The sequence below is a fragment of the Streptomyces sp. NPDC093225 genome, assembly GCF_044753805.1.
Taxonomy (GTDB): Bacteria; Actinomycetota; Actinomycetes; order Streptomycetales; family Streptomycetaceae; genus Streptomyces.
The window spans coordinates 1-18,068 of sequence record NZ_JBIVNX010000026.1 but is presented as its reverse complement, the minus strand read 5'-3'; the positions used below and the strand labels follow the sequence as shown (position 1 = coordinate 18,068).

Sequence of the window (18,068 nt, the reverse complement as noted above, 5' to 3'; positions counted from 1 at the left end):
GCGGCCGTCACTCCGCGGCGAACGCGTCCACGCCCGTGAGCTCCGCCGACAGCCGCCACAGGCGCTCCGCCTCACCGGTGTCCACCGCGTACGGACGCACCCCGGGCGCGTCGCCCTCCGAGACCGCGGCGACCTCGCAGTCCTGCAGGAACAGCCCGCCCAGCCCGTCCAGCCGCGGGGAGCTCGCCGCCCACACCTGGGTGGCCGCGCCCTGCTCGGGCGTCTTGAAGTTCGGGTTCGCGTTCCCGGCCTCGTCGATCCAGCCGAGCCCGACCATCTCCTCGCGGGTCATGTGCCGCTGGAGCGGGGTCAGGATCGCGCCGGGGTCCACGGCGAAGGCCCGTACCCCGTGTCCGCGGCCGAGGGCGTCCAGATGGACGGCGAACAGGGCGTCGGCCGTCTTCGACTGCCCGTACGCGGCCGCCCGGTCGTAGCCGGTGGTGAACATGACGTCGTCCCAGCGGATCGGCGAGTAGCGGTGGGCTCCGGAGCTCAGCGCCACCACCCGCGCGCCCCCGCCCTCGGCGAGGGCCGGCCACAGCAGGTTCGTCAGGGTGTGGTGGCCGAGGTGGTTGGTGGCGAAGTGCGCCTCCCACCCGGGGCCGACCCGGGTCTCGGGCAGGGCCATCACGCCGGCGTTGTTCACGAGCAGGTCGAGGGACCGGCCGGTCGCCAGGAACTCCTGCGCGAAGGCCCGCACGCCGTCCTGGTCGGCCAGGTCGAGCCGCCGCACCTCCACCGCACCCGCCCCCGCGAAGGCCTCGTGGGCCGCCTCGGGCCGGCGGACGGCCGCCACGACCGTGGCACCCGCCCCGAGCAGGGCCCGGGTGGTCTCCAGGCCGAGGCCTGAGTTTCCGCCGGTGACCACGGCCAACCGGCCGGTGAGGTCGAGACCGGCCAGGACCTCGGCCGCCGTGCTGCGGGCGCCGAAGCCGGAACCGAGGGGGTGCTGTGCCGGTGCGGTCATGGCGCCAACAAACCACGGCCGCACGGGATGGACAAGCCGGGCATTCGGGGCGCCGGACCATCCGGGCGGTCCGGTCCGGGCGGTCCGGGCGGTCCGGGCGGTCCGGGTGCAGGATCATGCGGGTGGACCGGGGGCCGGACCTCCGGGCGGCGCGGGGTCGGCCGGGGGCGGGCCGGGCGGCCGGCCGCCGGGCGCCGGGGCGGCATCCGCCCCGAGCGGCGGGACGGGCTGGGTCCGCAGGGCCACGACCACCGACCAGACCACCGAGACCAGCGGCACCGCCACCACGGCGCCCACCACCCCCGCCGCGATCGACCCCGCGATCACGGAGACGGCCACCACCAGCGGGTGCAGCCGGACGGCCCAGCTCATGACCAGCGGGTGCAGCAGGTGCCCCTCGATCTGCCCGATGATCACGATCAGCGCGATCACGATGCCGGCGGTCAGCGGACCCTTCGCCGCCAGCGCCACCACCGCCGCCACCGCCAGCGCCACGGGCGAGCCGATCAGCGGGACGAAGGCGGCGAAGAACTCCAGCAGCGCCAGCGGCACCGCGAGCGGCACGCCCAGGAAGTACAGCGCGACGCCCACCAGCACCGCGTTCGTGGCGGCCACCAGCACGATCCCGTGCGTGTAGCCGGTGAACGTGCTCCACGCGGCCCGGGCGGCGCGGTCCGTCCGCTCCCTGACCCCCGGCGGCAGCTGGTCGTGGAACCAGACCCACATCCGGTCCCCGGAGTAGATGAAGAACACCGACGAGAACAACGCGAGGGCCAGCGCGGTGAGCACCTTCACCACCTGGCCGGCCCCGCTGACCGCGGTGGACAGCAACCGGGAGCGGTGGCTGGAGAGGAACTCCCCGATCTTGGCCTGGAGGTCGGACAGGGCGTGCGGGTCGAGTCGGAAGGGCGGCTTCTCCAGCCAGCGCTCGATGCTGTCCAGGCCGTCCCGGAACTCGCGGACGAGCGTGTCGCTCTCCCCCGCCACCGCCTCCCCCACCAGGGCCAGTACGCCGAGTACGAGCGCGATGCTGCCCAGCAGGGACACCGCCACCGCAAGCCCGCGCGGCAGACCCCGGGCCAGCAGGTCGGCCACCGGGCGCAGCAGCGCCGTGATGACCAGGCCCAGGAAGAGGGCCACGCCGATCTCGTGGAAACGGCCGAGGATCCCGAAGACCCCGTACACGACGACGGCGACGACCAGCAGGCGCCAGGCGTACGCCGCGGCCTTGCGCAGGAGCGGGGACACCTGGGGCTGCATGCCGGTTCTGGTACCACCCGGCGCCCGACCCGCCACGCGCGCGCCCCCAGGTTCCCCCGACCGGGGGCCGTACGGACGACCGACGCCCGGTGCCGGCGCGCGGCGGGCCCCCGCCCGCCGGAGCCTGGAGGGAGGACGCCACCCAGCGCATCGGAGGACGTGTGTCCCTGTCCCTCACCCTGGCGGTGCTGTTCGCGGTCTTCGCCGCGGGCAGCAACGCGCTCGGCACCGTACTCCAGCGGCGGGCCGCCCTGACCGTGCCGCAGAGCCGGGGCTTCCGGCCCGGCCTGATCGTGGACCTGCTGCGGCGCCCCGTCTGGATCGGCGGGATCGCGGCGGTGATCGCGGCCGGGGCGGGACAGGCCCTGGCGCTGGCCTCGGGCCCGCTGGCGCTCGTACAGCCGCTGTTCGTGCTGGAGCTGCCACTGGCGCTGCTGATCGCCTCGCTGTTCGTCCGGCGACGGATGCCCGGGGCGGTGTGGGCGGCGGTGGCCGCGGTGGTGGTGGGGCTGGGTCTGGCGCTGGGGGCCGCCGCTCCCGAGGGCAACCGCGTCCACGTCCCGCTGGACCGCTGGGCCCCCGCACTCGTGGCCTGCGCGGTGGCGGTCGGCGCGCTCGCCGCGGCCGGACTGTGGCGGCCGCCGGGGCGGATGCGGGCGGCCTGCCTGGGGGCGGCCACGGCCATCTGCTACGCCCTGACCGCGGCCCTGATGAAGGCCGCGGTCTACCGGCTGGAGGACTACGGCTTCGTCGCGTTCCTCACCTCCTGGCAGACGTACGGCTTCGCCCTGACCGGCATGGCCGCCCTGACCCTGCTCGAGCACGCCCTGCAGGGCGGCCCGCTGATCGCCTCGCAGCCGGCGCTGACGCTGGGCGACGCGACGGTGAGCCTGCTGCTGGGGGTACTGCTGTACTCGGAGCGGGTGCGCGGCGGCGGCTGGGTGTGGGCGGAGGCGGCCGGGCTGGCACTGATCGTGGCCGGCGTGCTCGCGCTGTCCCGCCGCGACCCGGACCCGAACCCGCCGTCCGCCGGCGCCCCCGGGGGCTCCTCCGGCGGCGCGGACGCCGCCGACGCCGCCCCGGAATAGGGTCGCCGCGGTCCGCGTCCGGTCCGTACGGTGACCACCGTGGACATGTTGATCGACGCGGGGCGCTGATGGACGAAGAGGCGATGGCCGACGCGCTGCGGTGGCTGGCCGAGGAGGGCGTCACCCGGGTCGGGGACGACGAGTGGACCGACGGCCGGACCCCCGGGGAACGGATCACCGGCTCCGACGTCGCGGTCCGCTTCGCCGACCTGGTGTTCACGGACGAACGCCTCGCGCCGGAGGGACAGCTCCGGCTGGCGTTCGGACTCCTGGACCTGCTCGACGCGTACTGGGTCACCTGCGAGATGGGCACCGCGTTCGCGGACCCGGACTTCGGGCTGCCCGCCGAGGGGCTCTGGAACGGCTACCGGCAGCGCCTGGAGGCACCCGGGATCGGCGCGGCGGTGACGTACTCGCTGTGGGTCGACTGGTTCGAGGACCGGCGGACCTCGGCCGAGGCCTTCGACCAGGTGCTCGGCCGGGACGTGGCCCGGCTGCGGGCCGGGGCGCCCGAGGCGCTGCTCCGCCGCGCCGCCCGGGTCCTGGAGTGCTCCGGCCCGGTGCCGTGGGAGGTGAAGGAGCGCTCGTACCGCGCCGCCGCCCGCCTCCCGGAGCTGCACCCGGCGCTCTTCAAGGGCCTGCTCGACGGCTACACCGCCGTGTACGGCGACCTGGACCCGGCCGCCGCCCTCGCCCTCCTGACCTCCCTGTCCCTCCCCCCGGACACCGAGCACCTCACCGCCCTGCGCACCGTCCTGACCGCCGGCCACCGCAACCACCGCCACTCCCCCCACGCCTGGCGGGCAGCCTGCGCCGGTGCCTCGGGCTCCGTGCCGGACCGCCCGCCGGCCTGATCGACGGGGGCGTCCCACCGGGCGGGAACGCGGAACCGGCCCGGGGGCGGGGCCCCCGGGCCGGTCCTGTGGGCCGCGGTCAGTGCGGCTCACTGCGTGGGTTCAGTGGTGCCCGGTGGAAGGCGGCCTTCTCAGAAGGTGAGCTTCCAGCTGTTGATGTAGCCCGTGTCGTAGGTCGCGCGGTCCTGGACGCGGAGCTTCCAGGTGCCGGCCGCGGCCTCGGACGAGGCGTTCACCGTGTACTGCTTCACGACGTTGTCGGTGCTGTCGCCGGCGGAGAAGCTCTCCAGGGCGTAGACGCTGCCGTCGGGGGCGACGAGCGAGAGGGCCAGGTCACCGCGCCACGTGTGGACGATGTTGACGTCGACCTTCAGGGTGCTCGGCGCGTTGCCGGTGCGGGTGACGGAGATCGGCGACTCGGTGGTCGAGTTGTCGTTGATCGGGTAGTCCGTCGTGTTCTCGAACACGTTCTGCTGGCTCGTGCCGACGGTCCACGTGAAGGACGCGGTACCGGTCTGGTTGGCCGAGTCGGTGACCGTGACGGTCGTGTTGTACGTGCCGGCGGTCGACGCGGTGCCCGAGATCAGACCGGTCGAGGAGTTGATCGACAGGCCGGTCGGCAGGCCGGTGGCCGCGTAGGACAGCGCCCCCGCGTTGGTGCTGCTGGCCTGGACCTGCAGGCTGACCGCACTGCCGGTGACGGTGGTCTGGTTGCCCGGGTTGGTGACCGTGACGCCGTTCTGGATGCGGCTGCCGACGGCGATGCCCGCCCAGGCGTTGGCGGCGTTGTTGTACGTGGTCGAGCCCTGGCCGTACAGGTCGGCGGCGGCCTGCAGGGTGGCGGTGCGGGCGGCGGCGTAGTTCGTGTTGGACTTGAAGTAGCCCACCGTCAGCGCGCGGAACCAGATCTTCTCGGCGGCGGCCCGGCCGATCGCGGTGACGGGCAGGTTGTCCGCGGTCGGCGAGTTGTAGCTGACGCCGTTGATGACCTTCGCGCCCGAGCCCTCGGAGGCCAGGTAGAACCAGTGGTTCGCCGGGCCGGAGGAGTAGTGGACGTCGACGCCGCCGATGCCGGAGTACCAGTTGTCCTTGGACGAGCCGTCCTTGCTCGGCTTGTCCATGTAGCGCAGCGGGGTGCCGTTGCCGTTGATGTCGATCTTCTCGCCGACGAGGTAGTCGCCCACGTCGGAGGCGTTGTTCCCCCAGAACTCGACCGCGGCCGCCATGATGTCGGAGGTGGCCTCGTTCAGGCCGCCGGGCTCGCCCGAGTAGGTCATGTTGCCGGTGACCGAGGTCAGACCGTGGGTCATCTCGTGGGCGGCCACGTCGATGGAGGTCAGCGGCTTGGAGTTGCCGGAGCCGTCGCCGTAGGTCATGCAGAAGCAGCTGTCGTCCCAGAACGCGTTCACGTACGAGTTGCCGTAGTGGACGCGGCTGTACGGGGCGACGCCGTCGTTGCGCAGGCCGTTGCGGCCGTGCACGGTCTTGTAGTAGTCCCACGTCAGCTGGGCGCCGTAGGCGGCGTCCGCGCCGGCGGTCTCCGCGTTGGAGGCCTGGCCGTTGCCCCACGTGTCGTCCGGGCCGGAGAACAGCGTGCCGGTTCCGGAGCTGCCGTGGTTCAGGTTGTAGGTCTTGTGGTTGCCGCGCGTCGCGTCGGTCAGGTTGTACGTGCTGCCCGACTGCGAGGAACCGATGGTGACCTGGCCGCTGTACTGCGTGTTGCCGATGCCGGTCTCGATCGTCTGCCACTCGGTGATCTTGGCGCCGGTCCTGGCGTCGGTGACCACGTGCAGGCGGCTCGGCGTACCGTCGTGCTGGACGCCGCCGACCACGGTCTCGTAGGCGAGGCGCGGGGCGCCGGTGGCGGCCCAGATCACCTTGCGGGCGGAGTTGGCGGCCTTGGCGTCCCTGCCGCCCTGCGCCTTGGCGGCGCCGACGGCCTGCTTCTCGGCGGCCGCGGCGGCCACGGTGGCCGTGGTCGTCGGGACGCTGATGACGTGGTTGGTGGCACGGGTGACGGACTTGGTCACGCCGGCGCGGGCGTGCACCGTCAGGTCGCCGCCGAGGACGGGCAGGCCGTTGTAGGTCCGCTCGTAGGTGGTGTGCGTCGTGCCGTCGACGTCCTTGACCACGTCACGGACGACGAGCCGCTCCTTCGCACCGAGCCCGAGGGCCTTGGCGGCCCGGGCGGTGGTGGAGTTGGCCTCCGCGATGAGCGTCGCACGCTCGGAGGGGCTCAACTTGACGGGTGCGGCGCCGGGGTTGGAGCGGGGCGCGGCGGCCGGGGCCTTGGACGCGGTGGCGTCGGCGGAGGCGGTACCGGTCTGGATGCCGACGGCGAGCATGGCCGCGGCGGCGACGAGTGCGCCGGCGGCGGTGGCACGCCTGTGGGGGGTCGGACTCAACGCAGACTCCTTCTGCAGGGGGGTTCCGGAGGGCTGGGTGGGCCACCGGGCAGAGCAGGCTTGTGCGCAGAACGGAGTGAAGAGTGCCACCGCACGCGTATGAATGTCAGGGTCGCGTCAAAAGGTTGGCCGGAAATCGTTCGTTGTCCGAAGAGGCGCGTCCGGTATACGAACTATTCATCTTTGTGTGACAACAGAGCGTCCACGTGCGCGAGAGTCATGTGGAATGACGGATACCGCCTGTTAACGAACGTGCAACGAGCCGCCTCGTTCACGTAAACGGCGCCTTCCGTACGGGCGTTTGTCGTACTGTTTCCCGGTGCGTCAGTCGTTCGTCGCAAGGGGAAGCGACGAGCGGGCGTGCGAAAACCATGACCGACGTGCCAGGGGGGCCCATGAGGCATGTTCACGTTCCCGCTGCGGGTGTGGCCAGATCAGCGCCCGCGTACGGGCATTCGTCCCGCAGTTTCGGCGTCAAAGCACGCTGGTACCTGCCGGCCGCGCTGGCCACGGACCTGCTCGGAGCGGGCGTTCCGGTCGGCCTCGTCTTCACCCAGGCCGACCAACCGTACCCGGTGGGCTGCGCGATCGGTGCCGCCGTCGTCTGGACCGGGGTCCAGGCCCTTCGCCGCCGTTACACCGGGCGCGCCCTCGGCGAATCGCGGGGCGTCCTGCCCGTACTGCACGACTGGCTGATTCTGATCGGCGTCCTGGCCGTGGCCCGGGCCGCGACCGGCGAGTCCAGCGACCCGCTGACCTCCCTGTGCGCCCTCGTGCCGGCCTTGCTGTTCACCATCGCCTGCCACAAGCTGACGTACCGCCACCTCGCCGCCGCCCGCCGCGAGGCGCAGGCGGTCAGCCGGGTCCTCGTCATCGGCGAGCCCGAGGCCGCCGAGTCCGTCATCGGCCACCTCGCCGGCCGCACCGACCACCCGTACGTCGTCGTGGGCGTCGTCCCCGTCGGCACCGGCCGCCTGACCAGCGGCGTACCCGAGCCGGCCCGGCTCGGTCCGGAGCCGGCGGAGGGCCTGTCCGAGGCCGACGCGGTGCTCGCCGCGGTGCGCGACCAGCACGCCGACCTCGTGCTCGTCGCCCCGGGAGCCCGGCTCGCCGGCGAGCGGCTGCGCCGCATCGCCTGGGCCCTGCACGACGCCGGCCTCGAACTCGCGGTCTTCCCGGGCCTGGTCGAGATCTCCCCCAAGCGCCTGGAGACCCTCTCCGCGGGCGGTCTGGCCGTGCTCCGCGTCGCGCCCCCGGTGCGCCGCGGCGTCCAGCCCGTCCTGAAGTCGGCGCTCGACCGTGCCGGCGCGGGCCTGGGCCTGCTGGTCCTGGCTCCCGTCTTCCTCGGCCTGGTCGCCGCGATCCGGCTGGGTTCGGCCGGTCCGGCCTTCTACACGCAGCGCCGGATCGGCCGTGACGGCGAGCCGTTCACGATGTGGAAGTTCCGCACCATGGTGGTCGACGCCGACCGGCTCAAGGCGGAGCTCAGCGGCTCCAACGAGAACGACGGCCACATGTTCAAGATGCGCCGCGACCCCCGGGTCACCCGGGTCGGCCGGCTGCTGCGCCGCACCTCGCTCGACGAACTGCCGCAGCTGTTCAACGTCCTCACCGGGCAGATGTCGCTGGTCGGACCGCGGCCGCCGCTGCCCGAGGAGGTGGCCGAGTACGACGAGGTCGAGCTGCGCCGGCTGACCGTGCGCCCGGGCATGACCGGACTGTGGCAGATCAGCGGCCGTTCCGACCTGTCCTGGGACGAGACGATCGCCCTGGACCTGCAGTACGTGGACAACTGGTCCTTCACCAGCGACGTCGATCTGGTCGCCCGGACCTTCCGGGCCGTCGTCGACGGCCGCGGGGCGTACTGAGAGGCCCGTACGTGACCCGTTCCACCCCGTTCGCGCGGACGGCGACCCGGCCCGCCGCGCAGAAGGGGCCGGCCCCGCACCCGGGACCGGCCCCCCGCACCGCGTCAGCCCTGCTCGCGCCACCAGCGGTAGGTGCTCGCGATGCCGTCGCGCAGCGCGATCTGCGGCTTCCAGCCCAGGGAGGTCAGCCGGCTCACGTCCAGCAGCTTGCGGGGCGTGCCGTCCGGCTTCGCCGTGTCCCACACCAGGCGCCCGGTGAAGCCGGTCACGTCGGCGACGGTCTCGGCCAGCTCCTTGATGGTCAGGTCCTCGCCGCACCCGATGTTGACCGGCTCGTCCCCGTCGTACGAGGACAGCAGCACCGCGCAGGCCGCGGCGAGGTCGTCCACGTGCAGGAACTCGCGGCGCGGCGTGCCCGAGCCCCACAGCACGACCTCGTCGCGCCCCTGCTCGGCCGCCTCGTGGAAGCGGCGGATCAGGGCCGGCAGCACGTGCGAGGTCTCCAGGTCGAAGTTGTCGCCCGGACCGTAGAGGTTCGTCGGCATCGCCGAGACGAACGAGGCCCCGTACTGCTTCCGGTACGACTGAACCTGCACGATGCCGGCGATCTTGGCCAGCGCGTACGCCTCGTTCGTCGGCTCCAGCGGGCCGGTCAGCAGGGCGTCCTCGGTGATCGGCTGCGGCGCCAGCTTCGGGTAGATGCAGGAGGAGCCCAGGAACAGCAGCCGGCCCGTGCCGGCCGCGTGCGCCCCGGCGATCACGCTGAGCTGGATCCTGAGGTTGTCCTCCAGGAACTGCACCGGATAGGTGCTGTTGGCCATGATGCCGCCCACCTTGGCGGCGGCCAGGACGACCGCGTCGGGGCGGACGTCCTTGAGGAAGGCCTCGGTCGCCGCCGCGTCGCGGAGGTCGAGGTCTCCACGGCCACGGGTGATCACCTCGTGGCCGTCGGCGGTCAGCCGCCGGGCCACGGCGGATCCCACGAGGCCGCGGTGGCCCGCGACGAAGACACGGGCACGGTCGGGCAGGTACGGCGATGCAGTCATGCATCGGATAATGCCAAACCCGGTTCACCCGCAGGGGACCAACCCCGCATTTCAGTACGAACCACGAACGACACTCTCACCCTGGGGGATCCCGCATGAGCAAGACAGCACTGATCACCGGAGTCACCGGCCAGGACGGCTCCTACCTGGCCGAGCTCCTGCTCTCCAAGGGCTACACGGTGCACGGGCTCGTGCGGCGCTCGTCCAGCTTCAACACGGAGCGCATCGACCACATCTACCAGGACCCGCAGACGGCCAACCGGTCCCTGGTGCTGCACCACGCCGACCTCTCGGACGGCGTCGCCCTGGTGAACCTGCTGCGCGACATCCAGCCCGACGAGGTCTACAACCTCGGTGCGCAGTCGCACGTCCGCGTCTCCTTCGACGCCCCGCTCTACACCGGCGACGTGACCGGCCTGGGCGCGCTGCGCCTGCTGGAGGCCATCCGGGCGTCGGGCGTGGACACCCGCATCTACCAGGCCTCGTCCTCGGAGATGTTCGGCTCCACCCCGCCGCCGCAGAACGAGCAGACCCCGTTCCACCCGCGCAGCCCGTACGGTGCCGCCAAGGTCTTCGCGTACTGGGCCACGGTGAACTACCGCGAGGCGTACGACATGTTCGCGGTCAACGGCATCCTGTTCAACCACGAGTCCCCGCGCCGCGGCGAGACGTTCGTGACCCGCAAGATCACCCGTGCGGTGGCCCGCATCAAGCACGGCCTGCAGGACAAGCTCTACCTCGGCAACCTCGACGCGGTCCGTGACTGGGGCTACGCGCCCGAGTACGTCGAGGCCATGTGGCGCATGCTCCAGCAGGACGAGGCCACCGACTACGTGGTGGCCACCGGGGTGGCGGCGACGGTCCGTCAGTTCGTGGAGTCCTCCTTCGCGCACGCCGGCCTCGACTGGAACGAGCACGTGCGCTACGACCCCAAGTACGAGCGCCCCAGCGAGGTCGACGCCCTGATCGGCGACGCGAGCAAGGCCGAGGAACTGCTTGGCTGGAAGCCGACGGTCCTGGTCGAGGAACTCGCGCAGATCATGGTGGACGCCGACCTCCGCCAGGTCGAGGACCAGCTCGCCGGGGCCACGGTCCGCATCGACCGCTGAGCGCCGCCCGTCACTGAGCGTTCGCACGCCCCGGTCGGCGCCCACCGGCGCCGACCGGGACCTGATGCCGTATGTCCGCAGTGCACCGTTTCGCCTGCGCCCGTTGATATCGATTGGTATCCAATGGGTCAAGTGGGGTGACCGGGCCTCCACTTAAGCCCTAATCTGCGCCAGTACATATGGCTGTTCGGATAAATCCAGCCATTCAAGACCGGGCAATCGCCCTGGGGGGCTCATGCGTAGATCAAGAGGGCTGACCACAGCCCTCGTCCTGTCCATCGTCGGCGCCGGTGCCGGCGTCGGATTCGTGATGATGCCGTCGGCGTCGGCCATCACGTCGCCGGTCGCCTTCACGGCCGACGACCTGCCGACCTGGCAGACCAACGGCATCGTCTTCGCGATGGCGCAGGCCAACGGCACCGTCTTCGCGGGCGGCACGTTCTCCGCGGTCGCACCGCCCGAGGGCGCCGCCGGCACCGAGCAGGAGGCCGTGAACTTCGCGGCGTTCGACGCCGCCACGGGCGCGCCGACCGACTGCAAGCTGTCCTTCACCGTCGGCGAGGGCTCGGCCACCGTCCGGGCGCTGACCGTCTCCAAGGACGAGAAGACCCTCTACGCCGCCGGCTACTTCGGCGCCGTCAACGGCGTCCCGGTCGCCAGCGTCGCCGCGATCGACATCGCGAGCTGCACCCCCAAGGCGTCGTTCCACCCGTCGTTCCCGGCGACCGTGCGCGCGCTCGCCGTCACCGACGACACCCTGTACGCCGGTGGCGACTTCGGCACCGTCGAGGGCCAGACCCGCGAGCGGTTCGCCGCGGTCGACGCCTCCTCCGGCGCCCTGAAGCCCTTCACGGCCAACGCCGACGAGCCGGGCCGCGCCGTCGAGGTCACCCCCGACGGCAAGAACGTGATCCTCGGCGGCGACTTCTTCTACGTCAACGGCGCCAACAGCCACGCGCTGGCCGTGGTCGACGCCACCTCCGGTGCGAACACCAAGACGTACCCCAGCGGGTACATCCCCACGACCTCGGTCGTGAAGGACATCGCCACCGACGACGAGGGCGGCTTCTACACCGGCAACGAGGGCTCCGGCGGTGGCGTCTTCGACGGCCGCATCGGCCTGCGGCTGAGCGACTTCACCGAGAAGTGGCGCGACCGCTGCCTGGGCGCGACCCAGTACGTGCTGCCGTACCAGGGCGTGCTCTACAGCTCCTCGCACGCGCACGACTGCTCGCTCGAGGGCCAGTTCCCCGACGGCAAGCGCAACTTCTTCAACGCCCAGCTGACCAACCACGAGGGCGCCGCCCCCGCGCCCGTGGGCGGGTACGTGCGCAGCCCGCGCAAGCTCGGCTGGCACCCCACCTCGAACGACGGCATCGGCGAGGGCATCGGCCCGCGCGTGATGACCATCGCCGAGAAGGACGACGTCAAGTACATGTGGGTGGGCGGTGAGTTCACCCAGATCAACGGCAAGCCGCAGATGGGCCTGACCCGCTTCGCCTCCACCGGTGACGTCGGCGCGCCCACCACCCCGGTCGCCAGCGCCTCGTCCGTCAAGCCCGGTGAGGTCCAGGTCCGCTGGCGCACCAGCTACGACCAGGACGACAGCAAGCTGACGTACCGCATCTACCGCAACGGCTCGGGCACCCCGATCGCCACGGTGAACGCGGAGTCCCTGGAGTGGGAGCGCCCGCAGGCCTCCTGGACCGACAGCACGGTCAAGGCCGGTCAGTCGTACACCTACCGCGTGACCGCGACCGACGCCGCGGGCAACACCAGCGCCCTGTCCGCCACCTCCAGCGTGACCGTCCCGGCCTCGGTCCAGGCGTACCCGAACCAGGTCCGCGCCGACGGCGCCAACCTGTACTGGCGCTACGACGACACCGTCACCCCGTACGCCGCCGACTCCTCGGACGGCGGCAACACCAGCGGTCTGCACCTCAACGGCCCGACCCTGCGCCAGGCGCCCGGTGCCCTCACCGGCCCGAGCACCGCGATCGCGTTCAACGGCACCGACCAGCAGGTCTACAGCGACCACCGCCAGACGGTGGGCAGCTCCTACTCGCTGGAGACGTGGTTCAAGACGGGCACCACGCGCGGCGGCAAGCTGATCGGGTTCGGCAACAACACGACCCGCAGCAGCGGCAGCTACGACAAGCAGATCTACATGACCAACACCGGTCGCCTGGTCTTCGGTGTCTACGCCGGCTCGACCCGGACGATCACCACCGGTCTGTTCGACACGTTCAACGACAACAAGTGGCACCACGTGGTCGCCACCCAGGGCCCGTCGGGCATGGCGATGTACGTGGACGGCAAGCTCAAGGACACCCTGAACGTCACCACGAACCAGGCCTACGAGGGCTTCTGGCACGTCGGCGGCGACAACCTGTCCAGCTGGCCGAACCGCCCGACGAGCAACTTCTTCGCCGGCCAGATCGACGAGACCGCCGTCTACCCGACGGTCCTGTCCCAGGCCCAGGTCACGAACCACTACAACCTGGCCAAGGCCGCTTCCGACACGGTCACCGAGGTCTCCGCGACCGAGGACACCTACATCAACCAGGGCGCGCCGAGCGCCTCGTACGGCTCCGCCACCTCGCTCGCCGTCCGCGGCAGCGGCTCGCTGTACGAGACGTACCTGCGCTTCAACCTGCCGGCCGCCCCGGCCGGCCAGGTCCTGAAGGCCGCGTCGCTGCAGATCAAGACCAGCACGCAGACCGGCGCCGGCACCGCCGACAAGGTCTCCGTCGTCCCGGTCACCGGCACCTGGAGCGGGGCGAGCACCTCGTTCACCACCAAGCCGGCGCTGGGCGCCACGGTCCTCGGCACCCTCGAGGGCGTCCCGGACGGGTCGGCGCTGCACAGCATCGACCTGGACAAGTCGGCCGTCACGGCCGTGCTCGGCGGCTCGTACAGCCTGGCGCTGACCAGCAACGGCAGCGACCCGCTGTGGCTCTGGTCGTCCGAGTCCACCGCGAGCGAGGGCACGCCGCAGCTGGTCCTCACCTTCGGCCAGCCGTAACGGCCGAGCGGGTACGCCGCCCCGTGCGGCCGTACGCACCAAGGGCAGCGGGGTCCGGCCGCACCGGCCGGGCCCCGCGCCTGCATCGACACCCTCTGGAGCCACACCATGCGTCCCCTGAACCGACGCGCCGCGGCCGCGGTCCTGCTGTCCGCCGCCCTCACGCTCACCGCCTGCAGCTCGGGCGGCGACACGACCGAAGCCGAGCCCAAGCCGCCGGCCTCCTCCTCCGCCCCGGAGCCGACCCTCGACCCGACCACCGCCCCGCCGGCCGCCAAGCCGACCGGTCCGGTGGTCTCCGACGACGCGCTCAAGCCGGCCACCGGGTCCTTCACCAAGCAGGAGAAGAAGTACCTGAGCGGCCGGGTGCCGGAGAAGACGGACCCGGCGGCCGTCCTGCAGACCGGCCAGGAGGCCTGCCAGCGGGTCGCCCGGACCGCCAAGCACGACAAGGACGCGGCGGTCGCGGCCCTCGTCGCGGGCGAGATCCCGAACGCCAAGGAAGCCATCCCGTACCTGTGCCCGGAGCAGAAGCCCGTCCTGGCCGCGGCCGAGAACGGCTTCGGTGACGGCACGCTCAAGAACCCGACGCCCGGCACGTACCGCGCGCCCAGCCCGACGCCGTCCTGCGTCTGGCAGGCCAAGGGCCGCGGCGGCAAGAGCCTGGCCGCCGGCCCGGCCCTCGGCTTCAAGGCCGGGGACAAGGTCACGGCCAAAATCCCGGCCGGCACGGTCGAGTTCGTCTCGACCGGCTGCTACGCCTGGATCCCGGCCTGACCGACCGGTTCGCTCGCGTGAAAAGGAGGGGGCGGGGCCGTGACGGCCCCGCCCCCTCCTGCTCGTGGTGCTCCCTCAGGCGCCCGTGATGCGTCCGTAGACGTCGAGCAGGGTGTCCAGCACCGCGTCCATCGAGTACGACCCGGCGGCCAGCTCGCGGGCGGCCGCGGAGGCCTCCTGGTTCGCCTTCTCGTCCAGCAGTTCCAGCACCGCCGCGGCCACGCCCTCCGGGCCCGGCTCGACGGCCCGGCCCGCGCCGGCGGCCGCGATGTCCCGGGCCAGCCCGTTGGAGTGGGTGACCACCACCGGCACGCCCACCGCCATCGCCTCCAGCACGGACATCGGGAACGGCTCCTCGACCGACGGCAGCACGTACACGTGCGCCCGGCGCAGCTCCTCCAGCACCTGCGCGCTGGTCAGCGCCCCGGGCACGGTCGTCCGGTCGGCCAGCCGCAGCGTGTCGACCTCGTGCCGCACCGCCCCCGCCTCGCCCTCGTCGGGCCCGGCCACCACGTACTCGGCGTCCGGGTGCCGCTCGCGGACCAGGGCGGCGGCCCGGACGAAGTCCACCGGCCGCTTGCGGGCCTGGAGGCGCGCCGAGTAGAGCACGCGCGGCGGGCCCTGCAGGGCGGGCCGCTCCTCCTGCGCCGGTACGCCGTTGACGAGGCGGACCGTGTTCGTCAGCCCCGCGCCGCCCACCACCGCGTCGAGGGCCTCGCGCTCGTGCGGGGTCAGGTGGAGCACCGCGCCGGCGCCGCGCAGGACGCGGCGTACCGCCACCGCGTCGAGCACCTTCGCCAGCAGCTTGCCGCTCGGGTCGACCATGCCGTGGGTCTGGAGCACGAGCGGCTTGCCGGCCCGCAGCGCGGCCAGCGCGACCGGCAGGGTCACCAGGTCGCGCGCGAGGTGCACGTGGACCACGTCGGCGTCGCGCACCAGCCGGCCGGCGCGGGCCAGCAGCGCGGGCGAGGTCATGCCGGAGAAGCCCAGCGGCAGCAGCCGGCGGGCCGGGTAGAGGCGGGCCGGGACCCCCTCGACGTCGGTGGGCCAGGGCTCGTCGAAACCCTCGCCGAGGGCGACGAGCGCGGCCTCGTGGCCGCGGGCCCGCAGCCCCTTGGACAGGTTCAGCGCGACCCGGACGGGGCCGCCGAAGGCGTGGGTCGGCGAGTGCAGCGTGACGGCGTGCAGAACTCTCACTGGGGCGGCCTCACTTGGGCTCGTCGACGGGGCGGCGCCGCCCGTCCATGGTCTGCAGGGTCAGTTCGGGCAGGTCCTTGTGGACCACGGAGCCGGCCGCGGCCACCGCGTGCCGGCCGACCGTGACGCCGGCCAGGACCGTGGCGCGGGCCGCGACCCAGGCGCCGTCCTCGACGGCGATGGGGGCGTTGCCGTAGCGGAAGTCGGCGGCCCGGTGGTCGTGGCTGCCGGTGCACAGCAGCGCCTCCTGGGAGACGCAGACGTTCGCCCCGATGGTGATGGGCTCCAGGTTGAGCAGCCAGGCGCCCTCGCCGATCCAGGTGTGGTCGCCGACGGTGAGCTTCCACGGCCACAGGACGCGGACGCGGTGCCGGATCAGCACACCGGTGCCGATGTCCGCCCCGAAGGCGCGCAGCAGCGCCACGCGCAGCCGGGCAGGGGTGAACCAGGCCATGAAGACGGTGTTCATCACGGCGAACCACAGGGCCTGCGTGAGCTTGCCGCGGCCCTTGTCGTAGCCGGCCAGCGTGAAGGCCGGAAGATTGCGCATCGAGTTCGTCCCCCCACTGGTACCTCCCCAGGCACCGGGCGTTCACATTATCGGTTCATCGGCCCGCCCATCGCCGCTGTGCACCGGGCTGGCTAGACTCTGCGCAATTGCACGACGGGCGGGGCGGGGGCACGGTGGCGACGGACATTCAGGGGCCCACGTCGGGCACCCCTTGGGGCTCCGGTCCGCGGCCGCCCGTACCGCCCCGCAGCCGCGAGGTCCCGGACGACGCGCAGTGGGGCCGGGTCACCACCCCGCGGACACTGCTCTCGCGCGCCCTGTCGGTCCCGCTCGCGCTGGGCTTCACCGTCTTCCTGCCGCTCGTCGTCGCCTCCCAGCACGGCGCCGGCGTCCGCGACGCGGCCTTCTACCTCCAGCTCGCGCTCTGCATGTACGCGGGCGCCCGGCTCTCGGCCATGATCCTCACCAGCCGGCGCAAGCTGCTGCAGGGCTCCTTCTGGCTGTTCGTCTACATGGCCCTGGGCGTGGCCCCGCTGGCCCAGGCGGTCCTCGGCCAGGTACCGACCCCCGTGGTGGGCCCCCGCTCGGACCTGTCCGCGGCCATCTCGCTCATCCTGCTGGGCTGCATCGCCTTCGACGTGGGCGCCCTGCTGGCCCGGCACCGGCCCGACCGGCGGGCGCAGGAGGACCCGCCGGAGCCGGTGATGGTGCACCGGCGGCGGCTGCAACTCCTGACCGTCCTCGCCTTCGGCTTCTCCGGGGTCTTCGTCCTCAAACTCGGCGGCCCGGCCGTCTTCTTCAGCAGCCGCCAGGAGATCATCGCCGGCATCGAGGAGGCGGGCGTCTCCGCCAACGACGGCCAGGCCGGCCAGGCGTTCCTGCGCGGCTTCGGCACCGTGCCCGCGCTGCTCGCCCTGCTGATGTACGTCCGCTGGCTGGTCACCTCGACCCGGGCCCGCCGGATGCCCTCGGTGATCGCCACCACGGCCGCGCTGGCCGCGCTCAACCTGGTCGTCAACAACCCGATCTCGAACCCGCGCTACTGGTTCATGACGGTCATGTTCTCGCTGCTGTTCACCGTCTTCCCGGTGAGCGCGGCGATGTACCGGGTGGCGCTCAGCATGGGCGTCATCGCGGCGCTGCTGATCTTCCCGTTCGCCGACCGCTTCCGGTACGACGAGAAGAACTACAAACCCGTCGAGACGACCTCGTTCCTGGAGCCCATGGCGCTCAAGGACTACGACCAGGTCGGCATGTTCGCCAACACCATCACCTTCTCGCGGTCCGGCCCCGGCTTCTTCTACGGCCGCCAGCTCGCCGGATCGGTCTTCTTCGCGGTGCCGCGCTCGGTGTGGCCGGGCAAGCCGCGCGACACCGGCGTGATGGTCGGCCAGTGGATGGGCGCGGTCAACACCAACCTCTCCTCCCCCATCTGGGCCGAGCTCTGGCTGGACTTCGGCCCGGTCGGCATGGGTGCGGGCCTGCTCGGCATGGGCTACGCGGCGGCCCGCGTGGACCGCCGCTACGCCCGCCGCGCCACCCGCCGCGCCCCGCCCGGCAGCCTGATCTCGGTGGTGGTCCCCCTGGTGGCGGGCTACTCCTTCATCCTGCTCCGCGGCCCCCTCCTGCAGGCCTCCGGCCGCGTCGCCATCGCGGGGCTGTGCCTGTGGCTGGTCATGACCCACCGGACGGACAAGCGCACGCTGCGGTAGGGGTGGGGGTTGAGAGTTGAGGGCTGGGGACCGAGTGCTCGGGCTGGGGGGCCGGGGGTCGGGCCCGCTCTGAGCGTGGTGCCCGGTGTCGGGGCTTGCTCGCTTCGGGGGTGGGTCCCGTGGTGTGTGGGTCCCCTCGGCGCTTGACCCGGTATGGCCTGCAGGCCCTGCGGCAGGCCCACCCCGGAGGCAAGGGGCTTCGCCCTGGCCTTCGGCCACCTCCGGCCCGGGCCTGCCTCCGGACCAGCC

Annotated in this window: 13 protein-coding genes; 7 read left to right on the top strand and 6 right to left on the bottom strand. The window is 72.5% G+C overall.

Going from position 1 to position 18,068, the window contains the following annotated elements; genetic code table 11:
* Positions 1 to 7: 7 nt before the first annotated feature.
* A complete protein-coding gene (locus ACIQCH_RS23010) occupies positions 8 to 967 on the bottom strand; it encodes an SDR family NAD(P)-dependent oxidoreductase (RefSeq protein WP_402583625.1) in 960 nt (319 codons plus the stop codon).
* A gap of 114 nt (positions 968 to 1,081) precedes the next feature.
* Positions 1,082 to 2,227 (bottom strand): AI-2E family transporter, encoded by a 1,146-nt coding sequence (locus tag ACIQCH_RS23005; RefSeq protein WP_402583623.1) that lies wholly within the window; start codon positions 2,225 to 2,227, stop codon positions 1,082 to 1,084.
* 167 nt (positions 2,228 to 2,394) lie between these two features.
* Between ACIQCH_RS23005 and ACIQCH_RS23000 the strand changes: the two genes are divergently transcribed.
* Positions 2,395 to 3,315 (top strand): DMT family transporter, encoded by a 921-nt coding sequence (locus ACIQCH_RS23000; RefSeq protein WP_402583747.1) that lies wholly within the window; start codon positions 2,395 to 2,397, stop codon positions 3,313 to 3,315.
* Between the two features lie 68 nt (positions 3,316 to 3,383).
* Positions 3,384 to 4,169 carry a hypothetical protein gene (locus ACIQCH_RS22995; RefSeq protein WP_402583621.1) on the top strand — a complete coding sequence of 262 codons (786 nt, stop codon included), beginning with the start codon at positions 3,384 to 3,386 and terminating at the stop codon, positions 4,167 to 4,169.
* Between the two features lie 131 nt (positions 4,170 to 4,300).
* On the opposite strand, the gene ACIQCH_RS22990 is transcribed toward ACIQCH_RS22995, so the two are convergent.
* Positions 4,301 to 6,514 (bottom strand): M4 family metallopeptidase, encoded by a 2,214-nt coding sequence (locus ACIQCH_RS22990; RefSeq protein ID WP_402583745.1) that lies wholly within the window; start codon positions 6,512 to 6,514, stop codon positions 4,301 to 4,303.
* A 455-nt stretch (positions 6,515 to 6,969) separates the two neighbouring features.
* Between ACIQCH_RS22990 and ACIQCH_RS22985 the strand changes: the two genes are divergently transcribed.
* Positions 6,970 to 8,442 (top strand): sugar transferase, encoded by a 1,473-nt coding sequence (locus tag ACIQCH_RS22985; RefSeq protein ID WP_402583619.1) that lies wholly within the window; start codon positions 6,970 to 6,972, stop codon positions 8,440 to 8,442.
* Between the two features lie 104 nt (positions 8,443 to 8,546).
* On the opposite strand, the gene ACIQCH_RS22980 is transcribed toward ACIQCH_RS22985, so the two are convergent.
* Positions 8,547 to 9,488, bottom strand: coding sequence for a GDP-L-fucose synthase family protein (locus ACIQCH_RS22980; protein ID WP_402583617.1), 942 nt, complete (start codon positions 9,486 to 9,488; stop codon positions 8,547 to 8,549).
* Positions 9,489 to 9,583: 95 nt separating this feature from the next.
* On the opposite strand from ACIQCH_RS22980, the gene gmd reads away from it, so the two are divergent.
* From gmd to ACIQCH_RS22965, 3 genes are all read left to right on the top strand, one after another.
* Complete coding sequence (gmd, locus tag ACIQCH_RS22975) at positions 9,584 to 10,597, top strand: GDP-mannose 4,6-dehydratase (RefSeq protein WP_402583615.1); 1,014 nt, start codon at positions 9,584 to 9,586, stop codon at positions 10,595 to 10,597.
* Positions 10,598 to 10,832: 235 nt separating this feature from the next.
* On the top strand, positions 10,833 to 13,622 hold the full coding sequence (locus tag ACIQCH_RS22970) for a DNRLRE domain-containing protein (RefSeq protein WP_402583613.1): 2,790 nt from the start codon (positions 10,833 to 10,835) through the stop codon (positions 13,620 to 13,622).
* Between the two features lie 108 nt (positions 13,623 to 13,730).
* A complete protein-coding gene (locus tag ACIQCH_RS22965) occupies positions 13,731 to 14,399 on the top strand; it encodes a hypothetical protein (RefSeq protein WP_402583611.1) in 669 nt (222 codons plus the stop codon).
* Between the two features lie 75 nt (positions 14,400 to 14,474).
* Here the strand turns inward: ACIQCH_RS22965 and ACIQCH_RS22960 are convergent, their stop codons facing one another.
* Together ACIQCH_RS22960 and ACIQCH_RS22955 are read right to left on the bottom strand one after the other, a co-directional pair.
* Positions 14,475 to 15,596: a glycosyltransferase gene (locus ACIQCH_RS22960; protein ID WP_402583609.1), complete on the bottom strand. Its 1,122-nt coding sequence runs from the start codon at positions 15,594 to 15,596 to the stop codon at positions 14,475 to 14,477.
* 10 nt (positions 15,597 to 15,606) lie between these two features.
* A complete protein-coding gene (locus ACIQCH_RS22955) occupies positions 15,607 to 16,146 on the bottom strand; it encodes a WcaF family extracellular polysaccharide biosynthesis acetyltransferase (protein WP_402583607.1) in 540 nt (179 codons plus the stop codon).
* A 134-nt stretch (positions 16,147 to 16,280) separates the two neighbouring features.
* On the opposite strand from ACIQCH_RS22955, the gene ACIQCH_RS22950 reads away from it, so the two are divergent.
* Positions 16,281 to 17,819, top strand: coding sequence for a hypothetical protein (locus ACIQCH_RS22950; protein WP_402583605.1), 1,539 nt, complete (start codon positions 16,281 to 16,283; stop codon positions 17,817 to 17,819).
* The last annotated feature ends 249 nt before the right edge of the window (positions 17,820 to 18,068 follow it).